Annotated in this window: 21 protein-coding genes; 4 read left to right on the forward strand and 17 right to left on the reverse strand. The window is 58.0% G+C overall.

All coding sequences use genetic code 11. The features are described 5' to 3' along the window. Window positions 1-34: 34 nt before the first annotated feature. Window positions 35-1,639, forward strand: coding sequence for an RNA repair transcriptional activator RtcR (rtcR, locus tag JWU58_RS17185; RefSeq protein ID WP_206422205.1), 1,605 nt, complete (start codon window positions 35-37; stop codon window positions 1,637-1,639). A gap of 422 nt (window positions 1,640-2,061) precedes the next feature. On the opposite strand, the gene JWU58_RS17190 is transcribed toward rtcR, so the two are convergent. Further along, window positions 2,062-2,277, reverse strand: coding sequence for a hypothetical protein (locus tag JWU58_RS17190; protein WP_110598898.1), 216 nt, complete (start codon window positions 2,275-2,277; stop codon window positions 2,062-2,064). A 508-nt stretch (window positions 2,278-2,785) separates the two neighbouring features. Between JWU58_RS17190 and JWU58_RS17195 the strand changes: the two genes are divergently transcribed. Continuing rightward, window positions 2,786-3,169, forward strand: coding sequence for a hypothetical protein (locus tag JWU58_RS17195; protein ID WP_206420611.1), 384 nt, complete (start codon window positions 2,786-2,788; stop codon window positions 3,167-3,169). Here JWU58_RS17195 and JWU58_RS17200 read toward each other — a convergent pair. From JWU58_RS17200 to JWU58_RS17230, 7 genes are all read right to left on the reverse strand, one after another. After that, window positions 3,151-3,657 (reverse strand): lysis system spanin subunit, encoded by a 507-nt coding sequence (locus JWU58_RS17200; RefSeq protein WP_206420612.1) that lies wholly within the window; start codon window positions 3,655-3,657, stop codon window positions 3,151-3,153. The two genes, JWU58_RS17195 and JWU58_RS17200, sit on opposite strands and share 19 nt — an antisense overlap. Then, complete coding sequence (locus JWU58_RS17205; protein WP_206420613.1) at window positions 3,657-4,079, reverse strand: cell wall hydrolase; 423 nt, start codon at window positions 4,077-4,079, stop codon at window positions 3,657-3,659. The genes JWU58_RS17200 and JWU58_RS17205 overlap by 1 nt, the downstream gene beginning before the upstream one ends. A gap of 58 nt (window positions 4,080-4,137) precedes the next feature. Continuing rightward, window positions 4,138-6,129 carry an acyltransferase family protein gene (locus tag JWU58_RS17210; RefSeq protein ID WP_206420614.1) on the reverse strand — a complete coding sequence of 664 codons (1,992 nt, stop codon included), beginning with the start codon at window positions 6,127-6,129 and terminating at the stop codon, window positions 4,138-4,140. A gap of 172 nt (window positions 6,130-6,301) precedes the next feature. Further along, complete coding sequence (locus tag JWU58_RS17215; protein ID WP_206420615.1) at window positions 6,302-7,531, reverse strand: tail fiber domain-containing protein; 1,230 nt, start codon at window positions 7,529-7,531, stop codon at window positions 6,302-6,304. Between the two features lie 54 nt (window positions 7,532-7,585). Then, window positions 7,586-8,311: a hypothetical protein gene (locus JWU58_RS17220; protein ID WP_206420616.1), complete on the reverse strand. Its 726-nt coding sequence runs from the start codon at window positions 8,309-8,311 to the stop codon at window positions 7,586-7,588. An 8-nt stretch (window positions 8,312-8,319) separates the two neighbouring features. Next, window positions 8,320-8,616 carry a hypothetical protein gene (locus JWU58_RS17225; RefSeq protein ID WP_206420617.1) on the reverse strand — a complete coding sequence of 99 codons (297 nt, stop codon included), beginning with the start codon at window positions 8,614-8,616 and terminating at the stop codon, window positions 8,320-8,322. Next, window positions 8,616-12,221, reverse strand: a complete 3,606-nt coding sequence (locus JWU58_RS17230; protein WP_206420618.1) for a TipJ family phage tail tip protein — start codon at window positions 12,219-12,221, stop codon at window positions 8,616-8,618. The genes JWU58_RS17225 and JWU58_RS17230 overlap by 1 nt, the downstream gene beginning before the upstream one ends. A gap of 65 nt (window positions 12,222-12,286) precedes the next feature. Between JWU58_RS17230 and JWU58_RS17235 the strand changes: the two genes are divergently transcribed. After that, window positions 12,287-12,610 carry a hypothetical protein gene (locus JWU58_RS17235; RefSeq protein WP_206420619.1) on the forward strand — a complete coding sequence of 108 codons (324 nt, stop codon included), beginning with the start codon at window positions 12,287-12,289 and terminating at the stop codon, window positions 12,608-12,610. Window positions 12,611-12,717: 107 nt separating this feature from the next. On the opposite strand, the gene JWU58_RS17240 is transcribed toward JWU58_RS17235, so the two are convergent. From JWU58_RS17240 to JWU58_RS17250, 3 genes are all read right to left on the reverse strand, one after another. Then, window positions 12,718-13,326: a tail assembly protein gene (locus tag JWU58_RS17240; protein ID WP_150729337.1), complete on the reverse strand. Its 609-nt coding sequence runs from the start codon at window positions 13,324-13,326 to the stop codon at window positions 12,718-12,720. A gap of 42 nt (window positions 13,327-13,368) precedes the next feature. Then, the gene (locus JWU58_RS17245) at window positions 13,369-13,791 is read right to left on the reverse strand and encodes a hypothetical protein (RefSeq protein WP_206420620.1); all 423 of its coding nucleotides are present in this window, start codon (window positions 13,789-13,791) and stop codon (window positions 13,369-13,371) included. A gap of 97 nt (window positions 13,792-13,888) precedes the next feature. After that, window positions 13,889-14,743: an NYN domain-containing protein gene (locus JWU58_RS17250; RefSeq protein ID WP_206420621.1), complete on the reverse strand. Its 855-nt coding sequence runs from the start codon at window positions 14,741-14,743 to the stop codon at window positions 13,889-13,891. Window positions 14,744-15,127: 384 nt separating this feature from the next. Between JWU58_RS17250 and JWU58_RS17255 the strand changes: the two genes are divergently transcribed. Beyond that, window positions 15,128-15,340, forward strand: coding sequence for a hypothetical protein (locus JWU58_RS17255; RefSeq protein ID WP_206420622.1), 213 nt, complete (start codon window positions 15,128-15,130; stop codon window positions 15,338-15,340). 9 nt (window positions 15,341-15,349) lie between these two features. On the opposite strand, the gene JWU58_RS17260 is transcribed toward JWU58_RS17255, so the two are convergent. The 6 genes from JWU58_RS17260 to JWU58_RS17285 are packed head-to-tail and all read right to left on the reverse strand — an operon-like array spanning window position 15,350 to window position 20,855. Further along, a complete protein-coding gene (locus JWU58_RS17260; RefSeq protein WP_206420623.1) occupies window positions 15,350-15,586 on the reverse strand; it encodes a hypothetical protein in 237 nt (78 codons plus the stop codon). 25 nt (window positions 15,587-15,611) lie between these two features. Further along, the gene (locus tag JWU58_RS17265; RefSeq protein ID WP_206420624.1) at window positions 15,612-16,376 is read right to left on the reverse strand and encodes a C40 family peptidase; all 765 of its coding nucleotides are present in this window, start codon (window positions 16,374-16,376) and stop codon (window positions 15,612-15,614) included. Window position 16,377: 1 nt separating this feature from the next. Next, window positions 16,378-17,127: a phage minor tail protein L gene (locus JWU58_RS17270; protein WP_206420625.1), complete on the reverse strand. Its 750-nt coding sequence runs from the start codon at window positions 17,125-17,127 to the stop codon at window positions 16,378-16,380. A 9-nt stretch (window positions 17,128-17,136) separates the two neighbouring features. After that, window positions 17,137-17,475: a phage tail protein gene (locus tag JWU58_RS17275; protein ID WP_186565522.1), complete on the reverse strand. Its 339-nt coding sequence runs from the start codon at window positions 17,473-17,475 to the stop codon at window positions 17,137-17,139. After that, on the reverse strand, window positions 17,475-20,525 hold the full coding sequence (locus JWU58_RS17280; RefSeq protein ID WP_206420626.1) for a phage tail tape measure protein: 3,051 nt from the start codon (window positions 20,523-20,525) through the stop codon (window positions 17,475-17,477). The genes JWU58_RS17275 and JWU58_RS17280 overlap by 1 nt, the downstream gene beginning before the upstream one ends. Before the next feature lie 27 nt (window positions 20,526-20,552). After that, window positions 20,553-20,855: a DUF1799 domain-containing protein gene (locus JWU58_RS17285; RefSeq protein WP_150741486.1), complete on the reverse strand. Its 303-nt coding sequence runs from the start codon at window positions 20,853-20,855 to the stop codon at window positions 20,553-20,555. Window positions 20,856-20,859: the final 4 nt, after the last annotated feature.

Raw genomic sequence — 20,859 nt, forward strand, 5'->3', positions numbered from 1 at the left:
CATTGCATATCGTCATTTATCTTATGAGATAAGCATGCCCAACAAACGCACGGTCGCCATCGGATTTATCGGAGCCACCCTCGATCGTGTCGGCAAAGGTGCCAGCCGGTGGAATTATTGGCGACCAAGCGTAGGTCTGTGCCAACAAACAGACCTCCCTATCCATCGGCTTGAATTGATTCACGGCCTCGACGCGCGCGACGTCAGCCTCGCCGAGCGCGTCCGAGCGGACATCCAGCAGATTTCTCCGAGCACCGAAGTGCGCCTGCATCCAATGTCGCTGCGCAACCCTTGGGATTTCGAGGAGGTGTACGGCGCCCTGCACGACTTCACCACTGCGTACAATTTTGACACCGAGCACGAGGATTACCTCGTCCACATCACCACCGGCACCCACGTCGCACAGATCTGCTGGTTCCTGCTCACCGAGGCGCGTTACCTGCCGGCCCGGCTGATCCAGACCTCCCCCGCCAAGCGCAAGAACGATAACGAACCCGCCTGCGGCACTCATGCGCTGATCGATCTCGATCTGTCGCGCTATGATCGGATTGCTTCACGCTTCGCCAGCAAACGTCTCGAAGGCCTGGAATTTCTCAAGTCCGGCATCGCCACGCGCAACCCGGCCTTCAACCGCTCCATTGAGCAGATCGAGCGCGTTGCGCTGCGCTCCAAAGCCCCCATGCTGCTGATTGGCCCGACCGGCGCCGGCAAATCCTTCCTGGCGCGGCGCATCTACGAACTCAAACGCAATCGCCATCAGATGCAGGGACGCTTTGTCGAAGTCAACTGCGCCACTTTGCGTGGCGACGGCGCGATGTCGGCCTTGTTCGGCCACGTCAAAGGCGCCTTCACCGGCGCGCAGAACGCTCGCGATGGCCTGCTGCGCGCCGCCGATGGTGGCATGTTGTTTCTCGATGAAATCGGTGAGCTCGGCGCAGACGAACAAGCGATGCTGTTAAAAGCAATCGAAGAGAAACGCTTCTTCCCGCTGGGCTCGGACAAGGAAGTCGAGAGTGTTTTTTTGATCATTGCTGGCACCCACCGCGACCTGCGCAGCCGGGTCGCCGAAGGCGCGTTTCGCGAGGACCTGTACGCTCGGATCAATCTATGGACGTTCGACCTGCCCGGCCTCGCCGGGCGCCGCGAAGACATCGAGCCGAACATCGACTTCGAACTGGAACGCCATGCTCGAGAACAGGGTGAACGGGTGCGCTTCAATCTCGAAGCACGCCGACGCTACCTGGCCTTCGCCAGCTCACCTGCAGCAGCCTGGCTGGGCAACTTTCGCGAGCTGTCCGCATCGATTACGCGGATGGCGACTTTGGCCGACAGCGGGCGCATCGATGAAGCGCAGGTCGATGATGAGATCGAACGATTGCGATATGCGTGGGGCTTGGCGCATCCCTCTGCGCTATCGACTGAGTTGCCAGGAGATGGTGAGAGCATGGACTTGTTCGATCGCTTGCAATTGAAGGCTGTCATTGAGGTGTGCCAGCAGGCGGACAGCCTGTCGGATGCCGGCCGACAGTTATTCGGGGTTTCCCGGCAGGCCAAGGCGCAACCCAATGATGCCGATCGCTTGAGGAAGTATCTGGGGCGGTTCGGGCTTGAATGGGGTGAGGTAGTTGGCGCGAAGTAACGCTGTGTTCCTGCTTATGCGGCGCTAATGACTACTGTAGAAAAAATGAATTAGCCGCCTGATCTCTCGGTCAAGAATTATGAACGCAGTAAATCTGACGAGGTGACAGCAATGACTATCCAGGCAGAGACACTCGTACAACTGACCGAAGCGCTTCAAGAGCGCGGCATGAAGATGGTTTCAGATGTTCATTTCACTCGCGCGCCTTACCGATACAACCACCGTTGGATCTGCATAGTCGAGTAAACACGCTTGTTGCCGGCGCCTGGATCGATCATTCAGGTGCCGGCGCCGCTCGGCTTCGCCCTTAAAACCCAGATAACCGTCCCCACATAAATTTCGGCTACGTTGGGAGAGGATTCGGTGGCAATAAAAAACCCGGCGCGATGGCCGGGTCTCGTACACGAAATAATTCGATGCGCCTATTTTGCGCCGCCGTTATTTCGGCCCGTCTGGGCATCTTGATCTGAACCAGGATTGCCGGGTGGCGGATTCCAGTCCTCTGGTCGTTCGTCGGTACCCTGCTTTGGCTCAGAGTCAGCTTGCTCCAGGCCGGAATCATGGCCCTCGCCAGTGTCAGGGTTTTGCTCACTTGGTCCCGGATATGGCGCTTCAGGGCCATTGTTGTCGTCGATCATCATTCTCTCCCGTCAGTGGCGCAGGGGCTGCGCTTAATAAGTGAGAGGAGATCGGCGCACAGAGAGTGCTATTTGCTCGACGAGCGGACATTCTGACCAACCCAAACACTTGGTAGTGCGAGTCACAGGCGTGATCGAGCAGCCCCGCGCATCTCAAACACATGAAAAAGGCCAATGCTGTGAACATTGGCCTAAGTCATTGAAAAATATGGTCGGGACGGAGTGATTCGAACACTCGACCCCTAGCACCCCATGCTGGGGACGTTAGCGAGCTAAGTTACTGTTTTAAAAGCATAACAGCCAGTTTATCGCTCAGCAAAACATCCGATTTTTTGTGCGTATGCAAACGGAAACACGCGGCCTCCAGAGGAGGTTTTGCGCACGCCCTCCCCCGGCGTCCTGCCGACAGAACACCAATCCAAAACCCTACAGTTCGTCGCTTCACCATCGCCCACTCCCCGCACCTCGATTACTGTATATCCAAACAGTAATCAGCAAGGCATTTCCCGTGGCCCCCTCCGATATCGAAAATACAGACGACTGGCTCGGCTGCGCGACGCCGATCGAAACCTGCCGGCACCAGTTGGCCCTCTACGAAAATGAGTTCGAGGAACTGAACCTTCAACTGCAACAGTCCAGGGAGCGGATATTCAAGCTGGTTAAGATGCACGCTGCCGCGTCGGCCGAGTGCGAAACGCTCCGCTCTCAATTGAGCATTGCGAAGTCAGAAGCATTGGATGCAGGCCGGCGAGCTACCGATATCGAGACCAAAAGCAACTGGGAGCTGATGGCGAAGGATAAGCACATAGCCGAGCTGCGAACCCAGATTCGGATCCTCAGCGGAGACAGTCCGTTCAAAGACCCCTTCCCTCATCAGCGAGATAATTCCTGAACATAGGCTTGGCACGCTTGCAACGCGATCAATCCACGGTCGCCGGTGTCGGTGATGGCGATAATTCGTTGAGCATGCGCCGGGTCAAGTCGGGCGCGTACGGCTGCATGATCCACGCTGCGGGCGCCGGCGGTGGCAGGCACGTCGCAGCCTTTGGCAACGTCGGTTGCGTCGAGGAGGACTGACAGCCGCAGATCAGAAGTGGCAAGGCGATCGCGCAGGCGATCTTGGTCACGTTGGGCATCGGTCATTTTCTCAAAGTGGGTTTTCTCGCTAGCTGAAAGCTTCTGCTCGAGCGCCAGGCGCTTATCCTGCTCGGCCTGTTGGGAGGTAGCCGCAGCGATGGTCAGTTGATTGAGGTTTTCCGCGCTCAGCCTCGCCTGCTCCGCCAACTGCTTCCCGTAGCGCCAGTCCTGAAACTGCCAGGCGCTGCCGAAGCCGGCGAGCACAAGCGCAAGCGCGCCCACCGCTTTCCAAGGTGCGACCATCACGGCACATCCCTGAAGAACACGTGACCGCCCAACTTAAGCGTCTGCTTCGCCTTCGCTGCCCAGGCCGGCGCCCTGATGCTGGTGGCGTAGTAGTGCGTGGCGCCGCCGGTCGGATCCGGTACCGCGCCGTCGATCACCTTGTCAGCAGCGATACGGCACTGCGCCAGTTCGCGGAACGGGATCTGCTTCACTCCGATCAGGAACTGATAGTTCGGGTCAGTCTTGTTCCAGCAACTGAATTGGTAGGGTTTCTGGCACACACCGGCATACCCCTCGCCCCACCAAGACTTTTCCTTACCATCAAACACGCGGTTGCGGATCGTCCAGGCGACGGCGATCTGGCCGCCCGTTCCCTCGCCGCGAGCCTCACCCCACAGCGTGCGCGCAAGGATGTCTCGGTCTTTCTCAGTTACTGGCATCACTTTTCTCCAGGCAAAAAAAAGCCGGCGCAAAGGCCGGCTCAGGGTGCGGTTAGAACTATTTCAGTATTCGAAGGAGGTCATCAGCGTAGATTCGCGAGCCTCTTTCGGAAAGGTGATGGGAGTCTCGATAAAGCAAAACCCCGCTCCTGCTGATGCTGCAAGCGTCATTCACGCAGAAGACCCCAAGCGGGTCGTACACTTCGAGTTTCGGGTGTTCAGCCTGCAGAGCCCCAAGCATCTTCCGAAGCTCGCCTTGTCGGGTGAGAACTTCGGATCGTGCCTGCGTGCAATTCAGCAATGGATTTCTCAGGCAGTCGCGCGGAAACCATGGGAGTTCAGGGGCGTCAATATTCACGACTACCCGCTTACCCGCGGACTCCAGTCGCGTAATTGCATTGCCCAGGCCGGTCTTGAACATATCGGCATAGGACATGCCTTCGCCGCCGGGCATGCTGATTTTCACGAAACCCGGCCCCAGACCGCTCTTGACGTGGTCCGCTGCGTATTTCGTTGGCAGGAAATATCCACCGAAGAACGAAAGCACAACGACGCGAACGCCCTCCTGCTGCTGCAGCCAGTCGAAAATTGCACCCATACGGCGGCTGCAATCCGGCTGACTGCCGATAACCGATACCCCAAGCACTGGCGGGCAGCTGTTGTTGGCGAGCAATATCCATGACCGGAGCTTGTCACTGGCCACGATGCCGGGAAACTTGTCGTCAGCATGGCTATCGCCCACAAGAGCAATGTTCGGATTCACTCCTATTGGCTCCTGGCACATATCCAAGTCGGACAGCCCAGTGCCTGTACACGCTCGGTAGCCGGCTACGTGGTTGGCGGGCTGCAGATCGGCCGACTTCACGGCAATTGCGCGCTCTGGCGCCCCGCCGCTGGCGAAGATAATGTAACCAGTAACGCCCAGGACGATCATTGCGGCGACGAGCGCCGGGGCAAGCGACCGCATATGTCTGACCCGTCGTTCGATCAGAGCGTAGGTGGCCCACGCCAGAACAATGGACGCCAGGACCAGCGCCACGCGCATAGCGAGAGGCGGCTCCCCACCCTGAACAATCCTGGCAAATGACAGCAACGGCCAGTGCCAGAGGTACAAAGGGAAGCTGATCAGGCCGACCCAGACCATAACTCGATTAGAAAGCACAACACGGTTGATCCATGCATATGGTCCGGCCGAGATCAGAAAAGCCGACCCGAGTACCGGCAGCACTGCCCACCAACCCGGAAAAGCCTTGTCCTTATTCGCCAAAAATAACGCAGCACCCACTAGCGAAACACCCAACAGCGCCTTCAAGTTCCTGAGGAGCGGGCCATTTACAGTCTCGTTTACGGAAGTACGATACATCGAGAGGTAGGCCAAAGCAGAGCCGGCCAACAGTTCCCAGAATCGGGTCTGCGGTGAATAAAAAGTCGCCACCTGGTCTTTCTCAACCCCGATGATGTTCAACAGGAACGAGGCGCAAGCCACCCCGACCAGTATCCACAGGAAATTCAGCCGTGCCTTGTGAAAAACCCAAAGCAGGATCGGCCACACGATGTAGAACTGTTCCTCTATTCCTAAAGACCACAGATGCAACAGTGGTTTGGTTTCGGCAGAGTTGTCGAAATAGCCGCTCTCCCCCCAAAGAACCAGGTTAGAAACGAAGCCAGCACCAGCGGCGGCGTGTTTGCCGAGCTGTGAATACTCATCGACAAACAGCAGAAACCAACCTGCCAGCAACGTGACAAGCAGCACAGTGATCAGTGCAGGAAATATCCGCCTAATTCGACGGCCATAAAATTCGGCAAAACTGAAAGACGCTCGATCGAGACTGCCGAAAATAATGCTGGAAATCAGAAAGCCTGAAATGACAAAGAAAACATCGACGCCAACAAAACCGCCTCGAATAAAAGAAGGGAAGGCATGAAACCCAACAACGGCCAAGACAGCAATGGCCCGCAGACCATCAATGTCGGCACGATATTTAGGATGGATCGGTGCGTGAGATATCTTTGACACGGCAAAGCTGCCTTCCGGCTGGCCAACATTCATCAGGCGTAAATCTTCCAAGGATCTGATTTGCGCGACAACTTACCTGAACAACCCCATCAATCCAATGGTGAATCAACCTTTCAGGGTCTAGATCGCCTTCAGTGCAAGCCTCACCTTTTCTCTGCCGTTGGTGCAAAGGCGCAGCGGAGGAACCTGTGCAATTGAATTGCATCTATTGAGCGTTCGCCTTCAGTTCGTCGATTTCGGCCTTCAGGGTTTTGATGGCCGATACCAGGTACGGAATCAGGCCTGTGTAATTGACCCGCCAGATGTCCTGATCAATATCCGGCTTTGCCGGAGTAACCAACAATGGCGTCACCTCATACAGCTCTTGGGCGATCACCCCGACTTCGTGGTGTGGATACTCCGTGGAATCCAGGAAGTCACGACGATCGAATTCAACCGGGCGGATATGCATAATTCGATCAAGGCCATCCAGAATTTCAACGTCGTTTATCTTCAGGCGCCGGTCAGATCCTTGACTAACCGTGCCGGGCACGTTCAAGTTGCCGGCATAGGTGTAGGTCATCGTCGGCCCGGTTGCGGTGTTATTGGAGTTCACCGACCGCCAACTAAAACCACCAGAGCCGGCGCCTTGGTTACATACCCAGTCACCAGACCCGGACAGCCCACCTCCCCCGGTGTTCCAGAGCTGATAGAGACCCTGACCCGCACCGACGTTGGTGGTGCCGCTGGTTCGGACGAAGGCCGTGGCCAGAAGGCCGGTTATGTCGTTATTGCTGCCGGATGCCGCAGCGCCAATACCTGCGCGAGCAAGCGGCATGGTATTCCCACCAGTCCCGCCCTGTGCGACGGATAGCGCAGTGGTTAAACCGGTCAACGATGTGATGTCGCTGTTGGCTCCCTTCAAGGCGCGCCCGGCGATCTGCGCCTGGAGCTTTCCCATGGCCGCCAGAACATTGTCAGTCGCAGCAATTACTGTAGAGGTGGCGGTGCTCAAGCCGGTCAGCACCGATTGCAGCACTCTGGCCCCGGTAAAGTATTTGTTCGTTGCGCCTTCTGGAACAACATCTGAATCCAGTGTTACCGACCCCGTACCCCCCTTGTCGACTGGCAAAACGTCGTAGTTGCCGGTGGTGCCGAGGGCGGAAAGAGTTGTACCCCATTGCCGATTAATATCGTTGAAAGCGTCAGCAAGTGCTTTCGGGTACCCTTGAACGGGCATGATCGCATACGCCACGCCACTGGCTGTTGGCCCTTTATAAGCCGGTATGATCGAGATGACAGTCGCGCTGGCAACGTTGCCAATCTCATAGTTCGCCCCGTCAGGGCCGACAAACGCGTCACCGTTTTTTGCATTCGCAGCAAAATCTGCATTAGTGCCAACAACGGTCGTTGATCCATTGGTGACGGCAACAGTCCCACCTCTAAGCCAAGGCATGGAAGCATCCTAATTCTGGTCAATAAAAAGCCCGCACTGGGCGGGCTCGGATTTTCATAACGGGCGCATGGGTCGTGCAGCAAAAGTGGTTCTGCCGTTTTTGGCAGTGCCGCCCTCCGAACTCACCATTGCCCCGACGTAGCCATTGAGCGTCGTGCGAACTCCTGGGTGAAAACCGCAAGGCGTCTCAAGCGTTGTGTTGCCGTTGTAGATTTTTCCTCCAAGCAATGTAGAAGCCAGGAAGTAATCATCATAGGAGCCAGTCCAGGGCATTTGGTATCCGCTCCAGTAGATCCCGGACACTTCGCCTCCGCGGTTGTCAAGCGTCCAGCCTTCATTGATCGGGAAGCCTGTCATCACAAGAAGATTGTCCGCACCCACAAAAATCTGTTCATTCGCAGCATTACGCAAACGCAGATCGTATTCATTGGGTGGTGACGTTGAACGGAACGTAGCAACCAGCCATCGACCGCTACAGTCGGTACTGTTAAAAGGCGCCATTAAATGTAATTTGAAATAGAACCCAGTCCAGTTGCCCGGCCCGCCCGTCTGCATCAGCGTGTGATACATGCCGTGGTTGTAAGGGTTGAGGAAAACATGAGGTGCTTCAGCGGTGGTTATCGGCGAAGGGTAAGTGATGACTGCTTGTGTGATTGTTGTCGGCGCCGTCGGCGGCTTCCCGATGATGTAGCTGCCGGAAGCAGCCACGTTCAGCGCCCTATTTTCACTGTCAATCTGGAAGAAATTCTGGCCGTTACGCGACCTGAACCCGTAGTCCATGCCACCTCCTATTGGTAAGTCAGAATAAACACGTTGAGCACGAGCCCTTGCCCACGCCGAACTCGGAGCTGTCCTGCCGACCAGAAAACAGCGGGTAACGCGGCAAACTCATTCGCTTGGCTGGCAAGGGTCACGCACACAAACGACTGCGCGGTGATTTCAGGCATGCTGATGAAGCTGGTGAAGTCGCTGGTGATGGGCGGCACGGTGACTTGTCTGGTTACAATCGACCGGACCGTCATAGTTGACGACTCCAGTGTCACCCGCCCCATCGCGTCTTTCGTTCTCGCACCGTAATACTCCATTACGTCATCTTCCCGAGCGCTGCGCGCTCGATGTAGTTCAGGTCGTAGACGTAGATGCCGTTGTTGTTCAGCAACGTATAACCGGTACTGGACTGGCCACGAAGCGTGAAAGTACCCGCCGGTATATTGATCTCCAGCAGCGGCAACCCTTGCGAGTTAAGAGCCGCCGATCGCAGGGTCATGCCAAGGACCAGTTCCTTGATGAAGGCTTGGCTGATGATCGCGGTGTTCATGAATACCTGGCCGCCCTGCACAACAAACGGCGCAATCATCTGGCCGCTCACCTCATCGAGGATCGCGAACCGTTGAGCGAACGCAAGGATCTGCGACTCTTGCTGCTCACCTTCCACGCCGATGGCGAGTCCGGCCATCACCGTCCTGTTACCGACGGTAGTGGATGTTTTGATGGTGGTGAGCGCAGACACTTTGCCGTTCAAGCCGGAAACAGCGGTGCTCGCGGTTTCTGCTTTTGCGGTGGCGTTGTTGGCGGTGGCTGAGATGGTCTCGATTCGCTGCGCCGTCGCCTCCTTGTCCGTCGCTACCGCAGACTCCAGCGTTGAAAGATTCGCGGCGTTCTTCCCCACCGCAGCGTCAAGAGAGGTAAAGCGCGTAGCTGATGCATACTTTTCCCGCGCTATTACCTTCTCGTTCGTCACGATGCTGGCCGTGTTCTGATACGCCTTCAGCGCCTCACTCATTGCGCCGGTGCCGTCATCCTCTCGCCACGCCGCTTGCAGGGCCTGCATCGTTGACGCCTGCGCGGTGACCTTGCCATCGATGGTTTCAATCTGCGTGGAGTGCTGCTGGATTTGCAGCGCCATCGCGTTGGTGGTTTCGGCAATCGTCCCCATGTCGTACCAGAACTCGGCATTCGGAGGAGCAGTGCCGACCGGCACCGCCTTCACCGCCGAGAACAATCGCCCATCAAGCCGGACCATCTCACCTTTGCTGTACGGCCTAGTCGGGTCATACACCATTGCGTCGGTGATTTCGCCAATGAGGTCTTCCAGCTCCTGCTTGGCCTGCTCAAGCCGCTCATTGACTGAGCCCTCGCCATCACCGGAAATCTTTCCGATTTCCGCAAGTAGCTTTTCACCTAGGGCAGACTCTTGAATCCTGCCTAAGAAGTATTTTTCGTACTCGGACTGGTCGATGCTCACCTGCCCATTGATTCCATTCACCGCGGGAAACCAAGGACCGATGTTGCCAATGCGGTCCACCAAGCGCCCCCAGAAAAACAGACTCGTGCCTGGCACGACATTTTGCATTTCGTGGTTCGATTGGGGATAGGCGAAATCGGCCAGCTTGACGGCCGTGGTCAGGTCGTTGACCTCGTTGTTCCAAATTTCAGTTCGCTGGGTATCTTCTGCACCAGGTGGGAATCCCCATTCGAGTCCAATGCCATAAACCTTGCTGATCGTTTTCAGATAAGCCAGTGCGGGCGGCAGCCCCTGCTTCCCGCTGAGGTTGGTCAGGGTCGAGTTGCGCCATTGCGATGTGATGTCGAACGCGCTCACCGCACGCACCCGGGCCACATATGCGCCGGCGTAGATTCCGACCACGTCAACGTTGGTCATACCGGTGCGCTGCAGCTTGATCCAGTTGCCGCTGTCCTTGCGCCATTCGACGTCATAGCCAACCGCGCCGTCCACGGCCGGCCAGGTGATCGTCATGGTAGCCACGGCCAGCCCCTGCACAACCGATGACGTCGACGACAGCGACACGCTCGCCGGCGCCGGAACCACGGTGATCGGGATCACGCTGATAGGGCGTTCTTCCAGGCGTGCGCCGGTGTCGATGAAAGCGAACTTGCTCGGCTCGAACTGGAGCGCACTGATTTCGTAGTCGCCCTCGGTAGTGCGCTTGGTGCGCAGCACGCGGTACAACGGTATCGCCAGGTCATCGGCGTCGAGCGCCCATTGCAACTGTGCTACCGGAGGCTCGCTGTAGGCGACCGTCACGGTCACGGTGCGGCCGTTGACGCTCTGCACTGTGCGGCCTTCGGCGCGGCCACCCGGCAGGTTGATGATCAACCGATCGCCGGCCTTGGCCTGGGTATCGCGATCGAGCGTGATAACCCGCCCCGCCACCGCCGAGATACGGCCGCCAACCTCACGACCAGCCAGCAGCGAATCTGCCACTGGGATGATGTGCCCGGGCAGTGGGATAACGCCTTCCATACCCGTCTTGAACGAGACGGTGCGGTCTTGATTGTTGCTGAGGATCGCCCACTTGCCACGGCGCTGGGCCTCGGACGCGCGGGTGCAGCCAATGGCGCTCAGCTCAGTCGGTCGATCGCCGTAACGGCGTTGCAGATCCAGGTCAGCGAACGGAATGACGTCAGTGTCGTAGTTGTTCGCCGGGTTGTCGTAGCTGACCAGCGCCCGGGTGTAACGGGTCTTCGCCGAGGCACTGCCGTAGGAGAACTTTCCGTCGATCACGTTCGACCGTGTGAACACATAGTCGAAGTCCTGCGCGCGCGGCATGTCCGCCTGCATCACAAGCTGGCCCTGCGCCCAGTACGTCATGCCCCGATAGATCGCTGAGATATCGCGCAGCAACGACCAGGCATCGGCCTCGCCCTGCAGATTCATGTCGCAGAGGAAGCGCGGCTCCTGACCGCCGAGCCCGTTCGGCACCAACTGGTCGCAATACTGGGCGATCCGATACAGCTCCCACTTGTCGACCATGAACGGCTTGATGCGCTTGCCCAAGCCGAAGCGGTCTTCGGTGCAAATGCCATAGGTGATCCACGCCGGATTATTGGTCCAGGCCGATTTCATTGAGCCGTCCCAAGTCCCGGTGTAGGTACGCAGGATCGGGTCGTAGTTGCTCGGCACCATCCAGCGGCGGGCCTTGCACTTCACGGTGACGGCCGGGATGTTGGTGAACTGCTCGGCGTCGAATTCTATGTAGAGCAGCGCGGTGTTCGGGTAGCGCAGTTTGGCGTCGATGACTTCGGTGTAACCGGCAATCCGCATGATGTCGGCAACTTTGTTGCTGTTCTGGTTCGGGGTCAGACGGCGTACCCGGATCTGCCAGCCCGTAGTGGCGTCAGGCAGATCGATGCGGCGCGATCGCTCATAGCGCGTGGTGGTTTTGCCGTCGACGGCGTCCACCAGCACCTGCTGATAGGCGCCGCCATCGGTGGCCACGTCGATCGCGTATTCGATCCGGTAGCCGCCGACATTGCCCTGGTCATCGGAGCGTTGCAGCGCCGGCCAGGCCAAGCGCATGCGCACTGCGGAAAGCTGGGTGTTGGTGATCGAGCGCACCCACGGCGAATCGCTGCGCAACTCAATGTTCAGCGACGTCTCGTTCTCGACGGACGGAATGCCCGGGATGTAGGTCTGATCCACCGAGCCCGGGCGCCAGTCCCACTTCACGTTCGGGAAGTTGTAGTTGCCGCTGGCATCGCGGATCGGCGTGTTGTCCAGGTAGATGTCGTAATCGGTCGGGACGCTGTCGAACTCGCCCTCACCCACGGCGATCAGCAGTTTTGCCAGGTTGGTCGAGCGCAGGCTGTCGCTGGCTTCGGTCGGCGACTTCGGCTTGCTGCTGCCGCCCTTCTCGCCGTGGATATCGATCTGTGCTGCTGCGCCCATGCTTTCCTCCAGGCATAAAAAAACCCGCCGAAGCGGGTTAGGTGGTGATCTGTGCGGTGGAGCTTATGAAACTGCTGGCAGATGGAGAAACTCTAAAGACAGGTCTTGGCGCTCGCGACGCGGCGATCGATTATCCATCCCATGCTGCCGCTAGTGTAGAACCGAACTACGGTTTGCCCTTTTTCGCCGATAACGTCCGCCATCTCTCTGTTTCCGGCGTTAACCACAGACTTCCCACCGCCTGGGCGAGGCTGAAGGCTCACCGCGTAGTGGACCCCCGCCAGCGACTGGTTTTGCCAGGCATAAAGGATGCATTCTGCGACCTGCTGCTCCGGCTTCTGGGTTGTGAAGGTCTTCTCAGGCCCCTCTGCCCGCATATCCTGGAGTGATGTGGTACAGCCGCCCAGAGCAACAGCACAACTAACTGCCGCGATTATCCTTTGCATCGTCTTCCCTCCAAAAAATGGCGACTGTATCACCGGCCGGTCCCAGGCCGTTAAGCTTTGTCTTCAGCCAGGATTGAGGCCGAGATGATCATCCCGCCCCACCGGCGTTCGCCGATGCAGATCGGCACCGGGTTGCCGCTGGCCGTGGTGTTCTTGGCGCTGCCGAAGGCGTAGGACGGGGAATTTTCGGGAGAGGCGCTCTGCTTCAAGCCAGACGCTTGGGGGCTGAGCATTTGAATCACGCCGCCGATCGCCATAGACGCGCCGGCCGCATACAAAAACGGCGATGCGGCTGCAAACGGAGTGAATGACAGCACATAGGCTGCGGCGATCATCACTGTGCCGATAATGGTCTGTAACCCGCCGGCACGCTTGCTGCCACCAATCACTGGAACAATGCGGATTTCCCGTGTACCGCCGAGATCGAATCCGTCCATTCCGATGTTTGCGCGATTGCGGAAGATCGCAAACTTCAGTCCAAGGCGCTCCAGTCGTTTAATTTCCTCGGCAAACCCATCAATGGTCGCATTGAGCGCACGGAACACCTCCACGGCCGATCCGCCATCGAGAAGGAATGGCTTGCTTCGAAAAAACTTCTTCGCAAGCGAGCCGGACAACATGACTTTCGTCATTGGCGTGTAGGTGATTGCTGAGCACATGCCATTCTCCAGACAATAAAAAACCGCCCGGAGGCGGTCTGTTCAGAGAGTCGTGGGTAGTATGTCGATCTGCCCATCGCCCCCGGTGAAAACTCGGTATTTCTTGATCGCGCCGTCTTTCACGATCGCTTCCCGCTCCACTCGGGCTGCACCCATGGAGCAGATGCCAGAGCCGGTGTAAGCGGCGCCCACTGAAACCGAATCAGGCGACAGATAGAAAGATGCCTTCTGACCCGGGTCGAGCTTGGCAGCTTGTTTGCCATCGATAAAAACGGCCATTGAACAGAGGCTTCCGGTCTGCCCAGAATCGCGGATCACTTGCAATGTCCCATATGCCCCTGATGGCTTGGCCTGGTAGGCCGACAACTGACTGGCCGGCGCCTGCTTGGCTTCATTGGAAGGCGTCGGCGAAGTCGCACACCCCGCCAACAGCGCTATCGCCAGCGCTCCTACGATCGGTTTCATGCAGGTCACTCCTGTGGGAAAGGATGCACGATATCACTGGCGCGGGAGGAATGAAAAAGCCCAGCGTTGGACCGGGCTCTCAAAAATACAACGATCTTCACTTCTGTATGACGAGCTCTCTAAAGCGACTACGGGCCAAGCCTTTCTCAGCCTGAGTGAGATCTCTGCCGATAGCGTCACGGCTTTTTCCCAGAAGTTTTCCGTCAAATTCTCGAGGAACGCTGTTGCTGCTTTTGAGTAGTTCTTTCAGCGCGGTCAAGTCATTCAAGACTAAAGCATTGACTACCGCTGACACTGTCTGCTCCATACGAGCAGCGACTTCCTCAGGACTGAGATCTACGTCAGCAGCAGGAGGTAAATTATCACCTGCTGGCGGGATTTCAACGGCCTCCGGCTCAACAACTGTTTGGCGAACACTCAAAAACGCATTGATGACAGCAGGCGACCACTCAATATGAGTATCAGCCTCTTGAATCAAACTAGTAGATTGGTTTGCCTTCCCTTGTGCATTCGATATGCCGATTAGGTGCACCCTAACGCCATAGGCTTGAGCGAACTGAACGCCAACTCGCACATCCTCATCACCAGAAACGAGAACAGCATCAGCTATTGCATGATTTCTTGCGAGCTCGATCATATCGGTCACAATCATCGAATCGACACCCTTTTGCTCACCGTTCCCGTTGAGCGTTCCCATTCTGACTTTCACGTTATTGCTTCTAGCTAACGTTCGCTGATCCAGCGTCGGGCCACGATGACCGATTGCGTCGTACCAGTAAATTCGAAGGAGAGGGGTACCACCCGATAACTCTTCAGCCGCTTGAATGAGCTGAGTGATGACGGATTGTTCGTTCAGAGACAGATCCTGGCGCCTAACGACATTTCCGGTGATAGCCATAGAGCCTTGAGCAAAAAGGTATCCAGCGTCAACAAAAATGCCTAAGCGATTCATTATCAGTCCCTAGAAAGTATTAAGGGCCCCATAAGGGACCCTTTGTATGTCGCACAACGGCCGGTAAAGGTAGTGGCCGCTGCTCAGACGAGCGAACTATAGGTTCAGTTGACACCCCCGTCAACACACACCAACACGTTCCAACACGAAAACCGTTGAAACCCGATGAAAAAAAACGAAACCCGACAAAAGGATTTCCCGTTCGTTAGCAAACTCGCATGGCGAACTACTGAACCGAAGCCGGCTGTACGAATTCCCAGTAACGCCTCGCGGACCTCCGATAGTAGCCTCTTGCCCTCAAGCACGGATTCTCCAGTCCTTCGCCTGCAAGCCCAAGGACTGGGATAGCGCCAAATTCGGCGCGTTTATGACCTGGAGGTCGAAGTGAGCAACGAAGAATATGCCCAGAGCAAAAAAGATTGGATCTACACATGGGGTGTAGTGCGTGACGAGCCAAACATCATGGTAGGAGCATTCCCTACAAAAGCTGATGCAGAGGCAAGAGCGCGGACCATGGGAGAGGGCTACAAGGTCAGCTACGTCTTCCACCTTCCAGGCACAGATGAATTCATCAGAGAGGAAGAGCCGCGCGGCTAACTTTCGAGGTCAGATCGCCGTAAATGTGATCTGACCAACTTCTGTCAGAAGCTCGGCCCTCAGGCCCGGCTTGCCTATGTACTCGCGGCGATAAACGCTTTCACCGGGGCCAACCTTCCCTGAAAGCTTAACTCGGTCTACTTCGAGTGAGCCATCAAGGATCGCAATTTCCGCGACTCCTCCAGACAAGACTCCTTCGTCGATCGTGAACAGGTTTTGTATAGTCATCGCGTAGCTTTGTTGCATATAAATCTCCGGCGGCCATGCCGCATCAAGTGGTTATTTGTGCGTCCCTGTGCCTAAGAATCAAGCGTGTCCGGTCGAGCCAAGGCCCGCCAAAGACAATGACCTCTGACGGCCTGCCGTACAGGTGGTGCAGCAGGAACGGGCCGGGGCCAAACGTGGCGGCATCTTCACCAGGCAGAGCTGGATCAGCGCCGAGGAATATGCCAGCGTGGTTCGGGTAAACGGTGCGCCCCACTTCCATCACGATCATGTCGCCGCGCTGCGGCTGGTCGACTCGGTAGAAGCCGGCGACCTCGTAGTTCGCTTCGTACAGGCTGGTGTTGTCCTTGCTCTCCCACCAGCCATCCGCGCGCTTGAACGCTTCGAATTCCAGCCCCCACTCGCGCTTATACCAATCGGCGCACACCTGCCAGCAGTCCCACGCCCCATGCACAAATGGCCGTTTCAGCAGCGGCACTTCGCCGGTCGGAACAATGGTGCGCAGGTCTCCTTCCGGCCAGCTCAGGATATGCCAAGGCATCGCGGTCGCTTCGCACATGGCGAGGTCACGCGGTGACGGCCTGCTGGTTGCGTCCGGATGCGAATGCACCACGCCGATCACCTCACCGATTTCCTCGCCTTCTGCGTACTGCTCAGGGTCGATCCGGAACTCTTCGTTCGGCTCGATCGAGACGTTGATGCAGGGGAAGTATTGCTGCTTGCGCCCAATCGCCAGCAGGAGCCCGCAGCACTCTTTCGGGTACTCGGCAGCCGCGTGCGCCTGGATCGCGTTCAAGATGTGCTTTCGCATGTCAGCTCCGTGCGATCAGGGAAACGGCCGGGAAGCCACCGAACGGCAGCGGGTTGCCCTCGCCGAAGCGCGGGATGCAGCCCTTACCCAGCGTGGCGTCGCATTGGTCTAGTTCAGGGTTGTCAGTTACGACGCCGTCCTTCGTGACGTACGGGCCGGTGTAGCCGCAGTTCGGGCCGCGATAGCCGCCGGTGAGACACCAATGGCAAAGGGTTGTGGCTTGGCGTCCGATCGACTCATTACCGACATCACCCGGACTGGCAAGCTCCCAGCTGACCGTCTCCCCGTCCTCGTTCGTCTTCTGGTCGATGTACCAGACCTCGATCGTCTCTTGGGTTGGATCTGCCGTCGGATTGCCGGCTGGGAAGTTGGCGGCATCGAGGTAGCTGCCGAGCGTATGCCGCATCGTCAGCTTGAACTCGAGCAGATCCTCGAATGCCAGACAGAGCGCGGTGATGCGCCCGTTGACGTTGCCGACGGACAATGTCGGCCGAACAGCAGTACCGTCGCCGTTCGCCTCGATGCCGTCGATCTGCATCGGCCAGGCGCTGTACTCGTTGCCCTGCCAGTAAATCGCCTTCGCCGGCAGTTGGTCGGCATCAGCGCCGGCGGCAATCAACTCTGCCGGCGTGTGCGGTATCGCGTGCCCGTGGAAGCGCAGAACGTCCGCGCCATAGTCCGTGCCGTCCAATTCAAAGAGCAGCACTTCGCTTCCAGGTTCAAGCACCTGGATGTCACTGATCAGCGGCATGGTTGCCCCTTATGGATGGAATGCACGCTCGAACGTGGCGGTGAGTTTGAAGACGCCGCCGCCCATGGGTGTGGGAGCGGGATTTTTGCAGGTGAACAGCCCGAGCTCGCCGAGCGGCGTTGTCCACAGAAACGCCTTTGCGCCGCCGTGCCGGTCTAGGAACCCCATGATCTCCAGCACCTTGGCCTTTCGACCGGAGCAGGTGATCGGATACGAGTCCTCCTTGTTGTTCGGGCCGTCGCCAACGCTCTGCGTGTATCCGCCACCGAATTTAGAGGTGCGCACCCGATAGGTGATTTCGGGTGTCTCACCGCGCTCGGTTGGCCAGGTGAATTTCTCGATGGCCATCAGGCCCTCCCATTGGCATTACGAAAGCTGGTGCCGCCAGCGCGCCAAGAATCAGCGACGGCCTTTTCCGCTACCGCCTGCATTTGCGATTGAAGATTTTTCGAGAGCGCTTGCTGGTCGATCTGCATGCCTTCAGACCCACGGTCCTCAGTTACCACCGTGACCGGCGCGCTGATGCTGATCGTTGTCCCGGTACCGCCACCAGCAGCAAGAACGCCGAGCTTGCCGCTGGAAGTTCTGATCAAAGGCATGATCGCCTCAGGCCCTGCCTCGCCCATTACACCCGCCCTGCCGCCGGACATCCCGAAAGCTGTCGGCGTGCTGACGATGTTGTTGGTGAAGGCGCCGCCGTTGGCAAACATCTGCACACCCGACGACCAGGCACCGCCGAGCGCCTGAGGAAAGTAGCTGCCTGAGTACCCCGCCGAAGAAGCGCCGAGGTTCGACGACGTCGCACCGGCAGAACCAGCAGCCAGTCCGTTGCCGCCCCCACTGCCAGTGAAGTAGCTGGTAGCCGCACCAACGAGACTGCTCAGCAGCGCCGAACTGGCCTGACGGGTCGCGATCCGCGCCATGTCCGCCAGAATCGACTTGGTGAAGTCAGCAAACGACAGCTTCCCGGTCATGGCGAAGTTGACGACTGCGTCTTCCATCGAGCTGAAGGCGTTACCGAACAGAGTTTTCGTCTGGCCGGCGATGTTGCTCGCCGAGTCTAGGTAGTTGGCCCAGGCCGACGTTGCGCCCTTGGTCCAGTCCCCTTGAGCCTTCTCAACATCGGCGTAGTTCTGCCGGATCTGATCGGTTGCGGCCTTGTTCGCATCTGCGAGCGCCTGCGACTTCCGAGCGAATTCCTCTTCCGACATGTTGCGGGACGGGTCAGACCGTTGGTTTTCCAGTTCCAGCGATTGCTGAGCAAACCGGTCTTGCTGGCTGTTCAGTTCGCCGTTTAGGGCGTTCTGCCGATCACCCTGGCCAACGCCAACTACCGCCCGCTGCCCTGCCAGTTCCAGTGCTCTCTGCTGCTGGCTCAAGGCCCGAACGTAGGAGGAAATCGCTCGCTCCTGCTTCGCCAGCCTTCCGGTTTCGCTGGTAGCGAGCACTTCGAGCTGGCTGTCAGCTTCAATTTGAGCCTTGACCATGCCGGCGCGAGCATCGGCAATCTTCTGATCCAGCTGGATGCTTTGCGCCGCAGATGTGGTCTTTTTCGCCTTCGCGGCTTCCAGCGCAGCAATCTCAGCCTCGTAGGCTGCAGTCACTTCGTCGCGCTCGTTGCCGATCAGCGCTTCACGCTTCAGGGCGTAGTCGGCCTGAGAGACAAGTCCAGCCTTCTGCGCAGCGTCCAGTTCCTTCTGAGCGTTTTTGTACTCAGTGCTGATGGCTGCCAGGTTGTTCTTTGCATCGTTGAAACTGGTCAGATCTACCTGCGAGCCGGCCGCTTTCGAATCCTTGAATTGGTCGTTGATGTTCGCCAGGTTCTTGTCGATCGCGGTCTGATTCAGACGCGGGTCATTGGGTGCGACCTTGCGGATATCTTCGAGCTGCCGCTTGTACTCTTTGATCGCTTCGGTGCGTTTTTGCTCATTCGTCCACGCCGACTTGGTGAGAGCGTCGACCTTCGCCATCGACGAGACGGCATCGCCTTGGGCCTTCGCCTGTTCACCCTGCCACTTGGCGATATCGGCTTCTGCGGCCTGCTGGTCCTCCAGCATGTTGAGCCGGTTTTGATAGAGGTCGATCATCTCCTGCTTGTTCTGGAAAAGGCCAACGTCACCCGCCTGAGCGCCCGCCAAGTCACGGCGGGCTTGCTCGATATCAGCGCCGATATCGGGACGCCCGATATTTTTCAGATTGTCGGCCGCCCGGGCGACGGCGTTGTAGCCCCTCTCCCAAAAGCTCAGATTCTCGAGGATCCGCGGAGTGCGCTCGTTGATCGCATCGGCGAACGATTCGGTGGCCAGCTTGACGGCGCCGGCATGGTCGCCCTGCTTCTCCAGTGCGGTGATCTGCGAGTAAACCGACGCAGTGAGATAGTGGTACTGCTCATTCAGCGCGGCAGATGCCTTGACCGGGTCGTCTGCGAGCTTGGCGAACTCCGCGACAGTCTCACTCACGGCTTTGCCGGTCGCTTCCTGCATCGACACCGCGGCTTGAGTGATACCCGTAAAGCTTTCGCCAGCAATCTTTCCATTGCCGGCCAGCAGCGCGAGAACTTCAGCGGCTTGCCCAGTAGTGCCGACAGTCGCGCTCACCTGACGCGCCATATCGCCGAGCTGCCCAGCATTCACACCGGCGTAATTGCCAGTCAGGATCAGCGATTTGTTGTAGCTGTCTTGCTCTTCGCTCCCCTTGTAGAAAGCGTATGCCAGCCCACCCACCGCGGCGGTCGCGAGCGCCAGCGGGCCGAGAATCGCCAGCAGGCCCGCCGCGCCTTCACCTGCACCGGCGCCCAACTGAGCAACAGCACGAACACCGCTTCCCCAGTCGCCGGACGACAGCGCATTCCCCAGCTGCACCACATTTTCCTGCGCCTGGCGCGAGCCGAGGCGCAACTTTTCGAAGCCGGTGGTGGTTTTATTGAGCTTGTCGTAATCCTTATCGATCTTGCCCAGCGCGGCGTTGTACTCGTCCTGGCTGATCCGGCCGGCATCCAAGTGTTTGCCCAGTTGCTCGACCTGAGTATCCAGCTTCGCCAGTGCAGCGCGGGCCGGGTCAATGGCGCCAAGCAGGCTATTCAGGGCCTTCTGCTCATCCATCGTCGACTTGGCCAGCGCCACCTGCTGCTTGTCGAGCTGCGCAGAAATCTTGGCGGCCTCAGCCTCGCCATAGGCGCCGGTCTTGGTCAGCTTCGCCAATGCTTCCCGCTGTTTTGCGAGGTCCTGCGTGGTCTTGGCGTTGGTAGAGAGCGATTTCTCCAGCGCCTGCATTTCGTTCATCAACGAAACGGCGGACTGCTCGGCGCGGCCGCCGGCCTTCGCCATTTCATCCAGGCTGGTTTTGGCCTGAATAGCATCGGCCGAGTCGATCTTGACGCCGAGTTCTGCAATGTTCATCGACTCACCTTGAATAGATGCCCGCGTTTACGGACTGTTTTCCCTTTCCTCTGCCATGACGCGCAGGGCTTCGCCTTCCAGCACCTGAAGGTCAGGGAAGATTTCAGCGAGTTTCTTTTTCTTGATACCGAGGAAGCCGGCCACGTCGCGGATGCTGCTGTAGTCGAGACCGATAGCGCCACCGGTGCCTGCACGCCACTGAGTGGACATCCTGTTGAACAGAAGGAAGGCTGGCCAAAGGCACGGCCAAACTTCGAATTCCTCTTCGATGTCCTCTGCGTCCAACCCGAATGCGGCAAGTTGCTCCGCATTCGGAGGGGGCTCATACATGGCT

This window comes from Pseudomonas atacamensis (assembly GCF_017167965.1).
GTDB lineage: Bacteria > Pseudomonadota > Gammaproteobacteria > Pseudomonadales > Pseudomonadaceae > Aquipseudomonas > Aquipseudomonas atacamensis.

Excerpts from the sequence above, each read along its gene's own strand:
- rtcR (WP_206422205.1), top strand. The coding sequence starts at position 35 with ATGCCCAACAAACGCACGGTCGCCATCGGATTTATCGGAGCCACCCTC.
- JWU58_RS17190 (WP_110598898.1), bottom strand. The coding sequence starts at position 2,277 with ATGATCGACGACAACAATGGCCCTGAAGCGCCATATCCGGGACCAAGT.
- JWU58_RS17200 (WP_206420612.1), bottom strand. The coding sequence starts at position 3,657 with ATGGTCGCACCTTGGAAAGCGGTGGGCGCGCTTGCGCTTGTGCTCGCC.
- JWU58_RS17205 (WP_206420613.1), bottom strand. The coding sequence starts at position 4,079 with ATGCCAGTAACTGAGAAAGACCGAGACATCCTTGCGCGCACGCTGTGG.
- JWU58_RS17210 (WP_206420614.1), bottom strand. The coding sequence starts at position 6,129 with ATGAATGTTGGCCAGCCGGAAGGCAGCTTTGCCGTGTCAAAGATATCT.
- JWU58_RS17215 (WP_206420615.1), bottom strand. The coding sequence starts at position 7,531 with ATGCCTTGGCTTAGAGGTGGGACTGTTGCCGTCACCAATGGATCAACG.
- JWU58_RS17220 (WP_206420616.1), bottom strand. The coding sequence starts at position 8,311 with ATGGACTACGGGTTCAGGTCGCGTAACGGCCAGAATTTCTTCCAGATT.
- JWU58_RS17225 (WP_206420617.1), bottom strand. The coding sequence starts at position 8,616 with ATGGAGTATTACGGTGCGAGAACGAAAGACGCGATGGGGCGGGTGACA.
- JWU58_RS17230 (WP_206420618.1), bottom strand. The coding sequence starts at position 12,221 with ATGGGCGCAGCAGCACAGATCGATATCCACGGCGAGAAGGGCGGCAGC.
- JWU58_RS17235 (WP_206420619.1), top strand. The coding sequence starts at position 12,287 with ATGAAACTGCTGGCAGATGGAGAAACTCTAAAGACAGGTCTTGGCGCT.
- JWU58_RS17240 (WP_150729337.1), bottom strand. The coding sequence starts at position 13,326 with ATGTGCTCAGCAATCACCTACACGCCAATGACGAAAGTCATGTTGTCC.
- JWU58_RS17245 (WP_206420620.1), bottom strand. The coding sequence starts at position 13,791 with ATGAAACCGATCGTAGGAGCGCTGGCGATAGCGCTGTTGGCGGGGTGT.
- JWU58_RS17250 (WP_206420621.1), bottom strand. The coding sequence starts at position 14,743 with ATGAATCGCTTAGGCATTTTTGTTGACGCTGGATACCTTTTTGCTCAA.
- JWU58_RS17260 (WP_206420623.1), bottom strand. The coding sequence starts at position 15,586 with ATGCAACAAAGCTACGCGATGACTATACAAAACCTGTTCACGATCGAC.
- JWU58_RS17265 (WP_206420624.1), bottom strand. The coding sequence starts at position 16,376 with ATGCGAAAGCACATCTTGAACGCGATCCAGGCGCACGCGGCTGCCGAG.
- JWU58_RS17270 (WP_206420625.1), bottom strand. The coding sequence starts at position 17,127 with ATGCCGCTGATCAGTGACATCCAGGTGCTTGAACCTGGAAGCGAAGTG.
- JWU58_RS17275 (WP_186565522.1), bottom strand. The coding sequence starts at position 17,475 with ATGGCCATCGAGAAATTCACCTGGCCAACCGAGCGCGGTGAGACACCC.
- JWU58_RS17280 (WP_206420626.1), bottom strand. The coding sequence starts at position 20,525 with ATGAACATTGCAGAACTCGGCGTCAAGATCGACTCGGCCGATGCTATT.
- JWU58_RS17285 (WP_150741486.1), bottom strand. The coding sequence starts at position 20,855 with ATGTATGAGCCCCCTCCGAATGCGGAGCAACTTGCCGCATTCGGGTTG.